This window comes from Aphanizomenon sp. UHCC 0183 (assembly GCF_009712065.1).
Classification (GTDB): Bacteria; Cyanobacteriota; Cyanobacteriia; order Cyanobacteriales; family Nostocaceae; genus Dolichospermum; species Dolichospermum heterosporum.
In genome coordinates this window covers 1-11,460 of sequence record NZ_VILC01000124.1, presented here as the reverse complement: position 1 = coordinate 11,460, position 11,460 = coordinate 1, and the positions used below count along the sequence as shown (strand labels likewise).

At 36.2% G+C, this 11,460-nt stretch carries 8 protein-coding genes; 3 read left to right on the top strand and 5 right to left on the bottom strand.

The features are described 5' to 3' along the window. Positions 1-225: 225 nt before the first annotated feature. Positions 226-1,314 carry a chorismate synthase gene (gene aroC, locus FJR37_RS24005; protein WP_027400936.1) on the bottom strand — a complete coding sequence of 363 codons (1,089 nt, stop codon included), beginning with the start codon at positions 1,312-1,314 and terminating at the stop codon, positions 226-228. A gap of 242 nt (positions 1,315-1,556) precedes the next feature. Between aroC and ftsH the strand changes: the two genes are divergently transcribed. Continuing rightward, entirely contained in the window at positions 1,557-3,464 is a 1,908-nt protein-coding gene (gene ftsH / locus FJR37_RS24000; protein ID WP_168467322.1) for an ATP-dependent zinc metalloprotease FtsH, read from the top strand. A gap of 167 nt (positions 3,465-3,631) precedes the next feature. Here ftsH and FJR37_RS23995 read toward each other — a convergent pair whose 3' ends face one another. Then, positions 3,632-4,219 carry a hypothetical protein gene (locus FJR37_RS23995; protein ID WP_053538942.1) on the bottom strand — a complete coding sequence of 196 codons (588 nt, stop codon included), beginning with the start codon at positions 4,217-4,219 and terminating at the stop codon, positions 3,632-3,634. Continuing rightward, positions 4,216-4,593 carry a hypothetical protein gene (locus FJR37_RS23990; RefSeq protein ID WP_233455474.1) on the bottom strand — a complete coding sequence of 126 codons (378 nt, stop codon included), beginning with the start codon at positions 4,591-4,593 and terminating at the stop codon, positions 4,216-4,218. Before FJR37_RS23990 ends, FJR37_RS23995 begins: the two co-directional genes overlap by 4 nt. 172 nt (positions 4,594-4,765) lie before the next feature. Between FJR37_RS23990 and FJR37_RS23985 the strand changes: the two genes are divergently transcribed. Continuing rightward, positions 4,766-5,143 carry a hypothetical protein gene (locus FJR37_RS23985; protein ID WP_168467321.1) on the top strand — a complete coding sequence of 126 codons (378 nt, stop codon included), beginning with the start codon at positions 4,766-4,768 and terminating at the stop codon, positions 5,141-5,143. A 2-nt stretch (positions 5,144-5,145) separates the two neighbouring features. On the opposite strand, the gene FJR37_RS23980 is transcribed toward FJR37_RS23985, so the two are convergent. Together FJR37_RS23980 and FJR37_RS23975 are read right to left on the bottom strand one after the other, a co-directional pair. Beyond that, entirely contained in the window at positions 5,146-8,205 is a 3,060-nt protein-coding gene (locus tag FJR37_RS23980; RefSeq protein WP_168467320.1) for an Eco57I restriction-modification methylase domain-containing protein, read from the bottom strand. 125 nt (positions 8,206-8,330) lie between these two features. Continuing rightward, positions 8,331-9,587 carry a hypothetical protein gene (locus tag FJR37_RS23975; protein WP_039200921.1) on the bottom strand — a complete coding sequence of 419 codons (1,257 nt, stop codon included), beginning with the start codon at positions 9,585-9,587 and terminating at the stop codon, positions 8,331-8,333. Positions 9,588-10,714: 1,127 nt separating this feature from the next. Here FJR37_RS23975 and nblR point away from each other — a divergent pair. After that, positions 10,715-11,428, top strand: coding sequence for a response regulator transcription factor NblR (nblR, locus tag FJR37_RS23970; protein WP_039200923.1), 714 nt, complete (start codon positions 10,715-10,717; stop codon positions 11,426-11,428). Positions 11,429-11,460: the final 32 nt, after the last annotated feature.

Sequence of the window (11,460 nt, the reverse complement as noted above, 5' to 3'; positions counted from 1 at the left end):
TCGCAATGACTGTAAATATTTTTGTCCAATTACTGATTTTGTGGCTTGCTCTAGCTAAACCCAATTTTACAACAAGATTTTTAACGCTCCGCGATCGCTATTGATCAGAAGTTAATCGCCAAAAGCCTGAAACGACGGATTTTCCTTCATGCAGATCATTGTGGTTTTGGTTCATATTCGGTATTCATAATAAGTGTTGATGCAGTTCCACTTGATTAAGTATGATTACAAAACCTTACACTGTCCATAATGCCTTAATAGATGATCACATAGAACTAAAGCCACCATCGCATCAACCATTGGTACAGCACGGGGTAAAACACAAGGATCATGTCTTCCTTTTCCTGCTAAAACCGTTTCTTCCCCTTCCTTCGTTACGGTTTTTTGTTCCTTTCTAATCGTAGCTGTTGGTTTAAAAGCCACGCGGATAATAATGTTTTCACCGTTGGAAATTCCCCCTTGAATCCCTCCTGAACGGTTAGTTACTGTGCGAATTTCCCCATGTTCATCAATATAAAATTCGTCGTTATGTTCAAAACCTGTTAATAAAGTTCCGTCAAAACCAGAACCGATTTCAAAACCCTTACTTGCGGGTAATGACATTACCGCCTTTGCTAAATCTGCTTCTAATTTATCAAAAACTGGTTCGCCTAAACCCTTGGGAACATTCCGCACCACACATTCAACGACACCACCGATGGAATTACCATCTTTACCAGTTTGTTCGATTAAGGAAATCATGGTGTTGGCAATTTCGCCATCTGGACAGCGGACGATATTGCTTTCGACATCGGCTAAAGTGACAGTATTGGTATCAACAACCCCTTCTAAATCTTTAATTCGCTTGACATAGGCGATTACCTCTACACCTGCAACTTGATGTAAAATCTTTTTAGCGATCGCACCAGCAGCAACTCTACCTATTGTCTCACGGGCGGAGGATCTGCCACCACCTTGCCAATTTCTCAAGCCATACTTAGCATCATAAGTAGCATCTGCATGGGAAGGGCGATATTTCTGCGCCATCTCATCATAATCTTCGGGACGAGTATTTTTATTTCTGACTAAAATGGCAATGGGTGTTCCCAGAGTTTTTCCCTCAAACACCCCAGATAGAATCTCACAGGTGTCAGCTTCTTTGCGAGGAGTGGTAATCTTACTTTGTCCCGGTCGTCTTCTATCTAACTCAAATTGAATTTCCTCGGCGGAAATTTCTAGTTGTGGGGGACAACCATCAATGATAACCCCCACACCGCCGCCGTGAGATTCGCCAAAAGTAGTAATACGGAAAAGATGACCAAAAGTGCTGCCCATGATGTTCAGGAAATACAGACCGGAATATTTATTTTACATGGAGTTGGGCGATCGCAAAGCATGACCGAGGAATCGCTCATGAAAAATCCCAAATTTCCCAGGACATCAGTTATCTTAAAGACTTTCATCTTCTCCCCTTGTCACCTGTTAATAATCGAGTCTGACAGTTAAACTGTTAGAAGAAAACTATAATTTCTAGACTTGACAATTTCCGCCCAAAAAAGCCATAAAGGGTAAATATTATGAAAAATTTGCACAAAAAAGCTTTGATAAAACAGCAGTTGCTAGGTTCATCTCCGCGTCACGTTTTAACAGGAGTCATAGCCGCCGGATTGATGATATTGCCCGGTATGATTGGTGGTAGTCCCGTTTTAGCGCAACAAAAAACCGAGCGAAATTCTTTAACCTATGGTGAATTAATTCAAAAAGCCAGTAAAGGAGAAGTTAAAAAAGTAGAGTTAGATCAAGCTGAACAAACAGCTAGAGTTTATTTAGTGGGACAAAAACGCGATACTCTGCCTTTACAAGTACGTCTTCTAGATCAAAATGCGGAATTAATTAATAAACTTAGAGAAAAAAAAGTTGATTTTGGCGAAGTTTCCTCCGCTGGAAACCGAGCCGCTGTCGGCTTATTAATTAATCTCATGTGGATTTTGCCCCTAGTGGCTCTCATGTTATTATTCCTGCGGCGTTCTGCAAATGCTTCTAACCAAGCCATGAGTTTTGGTAAATCTCGCGCACGGTTTCAAATGGAAGCGAAAACAGGCGTAAAATTTAATGATGTGGCGGGAGTCAAGGAAGCCAAAGAAGAATTGGAAGAAGTTGTCACTTTTCTGAAACTTCCAGAAAAATTTACAGCGGTAGGGGCAAAAATTCCCAAAGGTGTCCTATTAATTGGACCACCAGGAACAGGAAAAACCTTACTCGCCAAAGCTATTGCGGGAGAAGCAGGTGTCCCATTTTTCAGTATGTCTGGTTCGGAATTTGTGGAAATGTTCGTCGGTGTGGGTGCTTCCCGTGTCAGAGATTTATTCAAAAAAGCCAAAGAAAATGCCCCTTGTTTGATATTCATTGATGAAATTGACGCAGTAGGTAGACAACGGGGTGCAGGTATTGGGGGTGGAAATGATGAACGGGAACAAACCCTTAACCAACTATTAACGGAAATGGATGGGTTTGAAGGGAATACGGGGATTATTATTATTGCGGCTACCAACCGTCCAGATGTCCTTGATTCGGCTCTATTACGCCCAGGACGCTTTGATAGACAGGTAATTGTGGATGTTCCCGATTTGAAGGGAAGACAGGAAATTTTGACAGTCCACGCTCATAATAAGAAGATTGATCCTAGTGTATCTTTAGAAGCGATCGCTCGCCGCACCCCTGGCTTTACCGGTGCAGATTTAGCCAATTTACTCAACGAAGCCGCCATTCTCACCGCCAGAAGACGCAAAGAAGCCGTTACCGACTTAGAAATTGATAACGCCATAGATAGAGTAGTCGCCGGTATGGAAGGAACTGCTTTAGTAGACAGCAAAAACAAACGCCTGATTGCTTACCACGAAGTCGGACACGCTTTAGTAGGAACATTAGTTAAAGGTCATGATCCTGTACAAAAGGTTACACTCATTCCCAGAGGACAAGCGCTGGGGTTAACTTGGTTTACTCCCAATGAAGAACAGGGTTTAATTTCCCGTTCCCAAATTTTAGCCCGCATTGCCGCAACTTTAGGTGGTCGCGCGGCTGAAGAAATCGTGTTTGGGAAAGCGGAAGTTACCACAGGTGCAGGAAATGACTTGCAACAAGTTACCAGTATGGCACGACAAATGGTAACGAAATTTGGAATGTCCGATTTAGGTCCAGTTTCCTTAGAAAATCAAAACAACGATGTGTTTTTAGGACGGGACTGGATGAATAAATCTGAATATTCTGAAGACATTGCAGCGAAAATTGATCACGCAGTCCGGGAGATTGTTAACCGCTGTTATATTCAAGCTAAAGAAATCATTCAAGAAAACCGATTAATTTTGGAACGGGTAGTTGACTTGTTGATAGAACAAGAAACCGTTGAAGGTGATGTTTTCCGCACCATTGTAGCTGATAATACAGCCATTAAAGTAACTAATGAGCCAGTAGCCGTAACTTATTAGTTGAGGTTCAAAAATCGGCGTTGCTGCATTGAGGTATGAAATTCAATTGAACCTTTGAAACTCCTACCTTTGCGTGATAAAATTCATACCATTAATCAGCAACGCCAAAAAATCCTTGTAGAGACGTTCCATGGAACGTCTCTACTTTTTTCTGATTAATAAAAATATCAAAAAGATTGTTCCAGAACTTTTTTAAATGGTGGTTTAACATTATAATTAGTATGAATTTTATCTCGCACCATCACCTCAATAACTGTATATGCAAGATCGTGAAAAAATGATCTAGAAGATCCGATTTCCCCAAATGTACCCCATTTAAAAGAAATTTCACCAGAACCAAATATTGAACTAATTCCCGGTTCTTGCAACTTCAATTTTGCACCATTAAAAACACTATCTGCATATTCTTCTGGTATCCCAACTTTCACCACATCTAATGATAATGCCAGAGAAGAATTAACTTCCCGTTCAACTTCAGTGGAAACCGCCACTTTCAATACTAATTTACCAGAATTATTAGGCTCAAATGTAGCCCCCAAACAGCCATATAAAAACCTAGCTCCTAGAGGTGCTAATATCTCTATCATCACTTCTTTTTTAGAGAATAAACCAATCTTTGCATTTTCCAGGATGACTTCTATCTTTTCATCTACAACAGGATAGAAAACAGGTCGAAAATCTCCAGGAAAATAAAATGATTCGTTATTCCAAATCCGAGCTTTTCCGGTTATACCTAAATCTAATACTTTGATCATGAGTCAATCCCCCAAGCTTTTCGCCAATTTCTGTTAAAATCTTCTGGGTAAGCTTTAATTACTTCAGGATGATATAAACTGTATGGTGATACACTATAATGTGCTATAGCCATAGGATGTGCCGTATACCAATCATAACCTTTTTCCATGAGTTCCGCTTCTTTTAGTTCATGAAAGTAGAAACTAGCATCAGAATTGCATATTTTCTGTCCCAAATCTAAAGCGTTTTGAAGTCTATCAATCATTTTTTGACTTGGTAAGAACTCATCAAACTTACTGATATGTTTTCTAACTAGCTCAACTTTTTCATGTTCAACATCATACTCTTGATTAGTTAATGTTCCAAAAAACATTTCATCAGAATTTACAGACAAAAGAACGACCCACTTTTACCTAACTTAATTGCACTGTCTCAGCATTAGCATAAATAATAACCGTACTTTACGCAAGGCGATAATTCTCTAACCTGTGCATAAAAATCTCACCATAGTGGGATTTAGGGGCAGATAAAAGCTAAAATAAGCAATTGGAGAGTTAACCGATGCCATGTTTGATATATTGCCTTTTCGCTTTGAGTTAGATACAATTGCGATCGCTGGAGCTTGTTTATGGGCTTTAGCGTTATATGTGAGTTTTTCCCAAACCAGACAATGGGTAACGACACAACTCAACCGCTGGTTTAATTTTGCGGAACGTTTCCTCTATACCAGTCAATCAGAATTTGAAAAAACTCGCAAAGCCAGAGAATCACAAAATTCTTTTTATGCTTCACTATTTAGCATTTTCCCATTTTTGATATTTGGTAGTTTATCTAACTGGCTTCTAGATATCAGTTTAGGTAATAGCTGGGGAATTAGTATGGGTATACTTACTTGTATTGGTGCTGGTGTGTATGAATTAGGACGCGGACAAGGGGAAGAGTAAATTTACGTACCTTCAATCATAGTTATTTCCGCATCAGTTAATTCATACAGTTCATAAACTAATTGATTGATTTGTCTATCAGTAGCTTGTATTTGTTGCTGAATCATTCGTTTAGATGGGGGTGTATTTGCTTTATTGAGTTGTTGATGAAGATAAAGCATTTGTTCAACCAGTTTAATCATGCGATTATAGATCAATTGATCCGTTGATTTTGATAAATCTAATAATTTGATAGGTATTTTTTCTATAACTTGTTTATTTAAAGCAATATATCCTCCGCGAAATGGCGTACTAATTAACTTCAGAAAATGGTTGATTAATTTAGAGTTGAGAATACCCAATAAATACAGATAAGATATATTGATATTTTCCAAAATAGAAATACCATATCCACCACCACCACCTCCTCCACTACCAACAAAATAATAATCTCCATCCAAATCAGCAGCAAAACAACTACCAGTAGCAATTGCTGGTACTAATAATTTTGGTGAATCAAAACGAGTATGATTTTTACGATATACATAACCATACCAATTTTCACCCATATTGCCTTTATTTCTCGCCGCTAACTGTCCTTGATTTTCCATCATATAATTCCAGGTTAAAGGGAATCTATTTTCATAGTCATTTACCGACAATAAAACAGATTTATTATTAATATTTATGTAAGGAAAAATTAGACGTTTATTAACATTTTTTAGAAAATACCTACCAATATTTAATGAACCCTTCAGAAAATATTTTAGAAAATCATTTTCTAACCAATGTAAGCGCCCAGTTACTTTAGATTTACAAAGAACTTGCTGATTTTCTCTAGCTACTTCTTCAAGAATAAATATATCATCTGCATCAGTTTGTAAACCAACAAACAAATGAGCAATATCACCTAATTTTACAGGTAATTTGTTAATTTTATCAAACCATTTTTGATCTTTTTCACTTACAAAATTCCACTCATGATGAGAGATATAAGAAATAGGGAAAGTTTGGCTAAGTATATTATTATTTTCCTGATTACGCCAATCAATCAAACTATTAATATTCTGAAATTCAAAACTTTTATTTTCTCGCTTACTTAAAAATAGTAAACAAGTATATGTAGTTGCTGTTGTAAAAACTTGTTCATCTCCAAAATAAATAATTTGATTTAATGATTTATTTTCTGCTATCAATCGTCTAATTACTTCGCCATATTGAGCATTAAAAAACTTATGAGGTAAAATAAAACCTAAATAGCCATCTTTTCTTAATAACTCCAATCCCTTTTCCACAAAAATAACATAAATATCATAATTTCCCTTACTAGCAGAAACATATTGTTGTTTATAAAATTCAACTTCCAATGCAGCCCATTCTTTTAAAGCTTGAATTCTAATATAGGGAGGATTACCAATAACTACATCAAAACCACCTCGTTTCATAATAGCAGAAAAAGCTGATTCCCAGTCAAAAATATTAACCCTATAAGCCGTATCTTCGTCCAAACAATTTAATTGAGTATGTTGATAAAAATCTCCATCTATCAAGGTATTACCACATTGAATATTATGATCTAAATCAGGTAAAGCCCTTTCCTTGAATAACTGTAATTGTCTGGTAATTGTTTCTCCTGATTCTCCCTCCAATACCTTTAATAACAAAGATAACTTAGTCGTTTCTACTGCTTGTTGATCAATATCAACACCATAAATATGAGTTAACAGAATCTGCTTTCTTTCACTTGCAGTTAAACGCCATTGATGATCCGAAATTTGATAGAATTTATTTTTGTATTTCTTGGGATTTTGCAGATATTGTTCTAAATACCAATCTAAGATAAATTGATAAGCCACAATTAAAAAAGAACCCGAACCACAAGCAGGATCAAGAATTGTCATATTTTGGATTTTTTCTGGTTTTTTACCCTCTAAAACCTTACCAATAGTTTGTTTAATAATATAATCAACAATGTAACTAGGAGTATAATAAACACCTCCAGCTTTTCTTACTTCCGGTTTATCTTCAATAACTGCTTGACGACTTGCAGATATTTGAATGACTTTCCCTAAAAATTGTTCATACACTTGTCCCAAAATTTCCACAGGAATCACAGAAAACTCATAGGGACTTTCGGGAGGATAAAGTTTTCTAATAATTAAGGTTAAAATAGAATCATCTATAGTTAAATTCAAAGTAAAATCATCAGAATTTTCTCGTCCTTTTTCATCTTGAAAATGGAATAAACCAGAATTATAGCGATAATCTGCATTAATAAATAACCGCCCTAACTCTTGATAAAAATTTTCAAACTTTAATAAATTATATAACTGTTGATAAGGTTCAATTCCCCTATCTTCACAAATGCGTAAAAAGACAATTCTATTAATTGTCATTTGCACAGCAAAATTCAACTCTCTTTGTTGAATTTGCAGATTTCGCCAAACAATATTAGCAGCTAAATTTTCTCGCCAAACTTCAATTTCTTGGAGAAATTTTTGATCAACAGTAATCCCAGACTTAACTTTAGTTTCTGCAAACCTTTCTAAAGAACCATTTAACACAGCTTCCTTAGAAAAAAGATTATAAATCTCTGCCCATTTATCAATATATTCTGTATAATTAAAATGTTTGATTCTAGCCACTGATGCTGAATCATTTTTATTGGGCATAATTCGACAGTCATAAACTGCAAATTCTTCAAAATCTGTTAAAATACTTAAAGCTAACTTTGCAGACCAGCCATAACGTCTCACTTGAAAAGCAGCACTCATATTTTGACCCACATTAACAGCGGGTTTTTTCGCTTCCACAAAAAACTTTCTGACTCCACCAACCCGAAAACTATAATCAGGTGCTTTGGCTTTATTTGCATCACTAATTTTTAAAGAATCTTCATGAACAACATCTTTATAAATATCAGAAATTTGTCGTTCATTGCCAATATCCCATCCTAAAGCAGCAAACAAAGGATTAATAAATTCGATTCTAGTTTGTGTTTCATTAATTCCCCCCGCCCGATACAATTCTATCGAAGAGTGAAAATGTTCAACCAGTTGAACAATACTATCAGGTGCTTTCATATTTTCAAAATTCCAATTTTATCTAAATCTATAAGAGACTTCCAAATAAAAAAATGTCCCAAAACTGATGCAGAAATTCTCTCTCTGTGTACTCTGTGCCTCTGTGGTTCGTTTCTTAGGATAATTTATTTCTTGGAAGTCTCTAATAACTCTTCTTTCACCAAAATAGCCAACTTCTGTGCAGCCCCACCTTCACCTCTGACACTGCGTAATTTATCCCGTATAGCCTCTAATTTCTCTGGATTTGCTAACAAATCTAAAACCATTTCTCCCACTTCTTCAGGTTGCAATTTACCTACTAATTCCGGGACAATTTCTGCTTGCGCCCAAATATTTGGCCAAGCAAATAAACCCTTACGTCTCAACACCCACCAATTAATTAATTTAGCAAAACCAGAACCTACTCCCGGTAAATTTGCCAATACTCCTGGTAAACCATCCCAAGAACGCATTGCATCTAATTGTTGAGTTGGTAATAGGACAATCATCGGTACAGCTAAAGCACCTAATTCTGCGGTATTTGCACCAACTGTAGTTAAACAAATAGAACATTGAGATAATAAATCATAAACTGGATTTTCTTGTTTTAATTCCACGATTAATCCAGTAGCAGTTACAAGAAAATTACCAGATAAAGATGCACCTTGAAAACCAAACGCTTTTGTAAATGAATTAGTTTCAGGATTAGCAAAATTAGCTAAAGTTGGTAAATCTAAAGTTGGTGCGACGGGAATAAAAAACTTCGTTTTCGGGTTTTGACGATAAATATATTCAGCAATTGCTAACATTAAAGGTACACCTTGGGTTAATTTTGCAGATTTTGACCCCGGTAAAATTCCAATTAGTTCGACTTTAGATTGAAGATTTGCAATTTTAGGTGTGATTTCATTCTTTGCTGCTTCTAACATCAAATCACCAACAACAGTGAATTTATCAGCATATTTAGCAGAGACATTTTTCGCAACTTGAGCTTTCATAATGGCAAATTTATCTATAAAATTGTGCCAACGCGCTTCCCATTCCGCATAAACTACAGTTTTATATCCTAATTTTTTACCAATAATCACCGGAAAAATTTGATCACCACCTAAAAATATGACTACACCTTGATTTCTCCATTCCCAATTTTGCGCGGTTTTTCCCCACAGTAAAAATTGCCAAAAATATTCAGGTGCTTGAACTCTATCAACCTCTGGATAACCCAACGCTATATCAGTTTCTTTACCACTAGCATGGGGACAAGGTGACAATATTACAGAAATTCTCAGTTGAGAAACATCATGTCCTAATTCTTCCCTCAATGCTTTAACAACAGGATGTACCCAGGTTGTTACCTCCCCAGGTCCATTGGAAACAATGAGAATATCTACGGGTGTAGTCATTTAATTATTACCTAATAAGTTATAAAATATAGAACTCATATTTGATTCTTGAAAAAAATTAGGTATTGTAGGGTGCGTCAGACTGCATAAATTCTATCAATAAACAGATTTGTAATATCTGACGCACCCTACGTATCTTTTCATAAATCAAATATTATTCCTATATGATTATACTGATATAATGAATTAACGCAACAAAACTGAATCTCGAAATTAAAATCTCAATTAGATATAGTGACAAAGTATCTAAAGTTTTGTGTCGTGGTTAATCAAATTCATAACAAAATCAAATAACGATGTATCATGGTAATTAGTAGCGTAAATGTGCAATGCTTCCCTTCCTGTTTTCAAAGGATATCAGGTAAGCTACGCCCTGATTTACTAATAGCAGAATGTGGGAGCTTTGACGGGTAACCTAGTTGGGTGATACTGATGTCTAAGGAAAAAAAAGGTAATAAAGAAGTTAAAAAGCCTAAGAAAGATCCCAAGGACAAAAAAGAGAAAAAAGACCCAAACAGATATGATGGTTTAGGTAAGTAATGAAGAGCAAATTCATAAAAGTTTCTGGTAGGGTATAATAAGGGTTTTAGGCTTTCAGCTTTTGACAGATTTAATGGGGTTATCTGTGTACATGGATAATCCCATTTGATTTCCATACTTATCGGTTAAGCTAAAAAAAATTGATTCAGCAGAATATAATTTTACCTCACGCAGAGGCGCAGAGACGCAGAGAGTAAAAAGGCAAGAGGCAAGAGTGAAGAGGGTTTGGGCGATTTTACTTTTCTTTACACAGATCGGTTTTATTGTGTTCACCTACTTAATGTATCAATTAGTTAGTTTCTATAGGCGAGTTTAGTTTGATTTTATTCACTCAAATGGTAAAATTATGACGACCCGTCCAGGGCAAAAAGATAGTTTGGCATTATTTTGAGTATAATAGCATTTAAACAAAAATTATTATTGTTCTGATTGAGTTGCAGCAACTTGTATATAAGTACAATTAGAAAATTAGTAACTTGAATTAGGATTGTTTTAAATATCAGTAACACGGTAATAGGTTATAACTCATGGGAGATGGTTTTTTTTAATTACCAATCCCAATTTGTTTTCTTTTTAGCCCAACTGCTATGATAGCTACCCACAATCCCGCTGTTTTTGTTTTGGTGGTTGAACCAGATGAAACTTTAGCTAATCAATTAGCTGGTGATTTGCAAGAAGCTGGCTATGATGCCATTGTGACTCATGATGCAGCCAATGGATTAAAATACTGTAGCGGTGCTTCCAGCAATCAAACCCATCGCCAACCTGCTTTAATTGTTGTAGACCGAATGCTTGTCGGTGAATCAGGACTATCTTTATGTAAAGATCTCAGAAATATTGGTAATCGTTCTCCTATATTAGTTTTGATGGCTAGAGACACCGTAGATGATCGCATAGCTTGTTTAGATGCTGGTGCTGATGATTACATCCTCAAACCTTACCGTTCGGAAGATTTTTTAAAGCTGATTCGTCTCTATCTCAAGCCAGATGTTGATACCACCGAACAATTACGCTTTGGTGATTTGATTTTAGATATAGGAACCCGCCGGGCTATTTACAACAGTAAGGTCATTGACTTAACCATGAAAGAATTTGAACTCTTAAAGTTCTTAATGGAACATCCCCGTGAAGTATTAACCCGTGAACAGATTTTAGAAAATGTTTGGGGTTACGACTTTATGGGTGAGTCCAATGTCATTGAAGTATATATTCGTTACCTCCGACTCAAAATTGAAGAAGAAGGTCAAAAACGCCTAATTCAAACTATCCGCGGTGTAGGTTATGTACTCAGAGACTCCTAAAATCCTTGACACTCCCCGGTCTAAAGACGCGG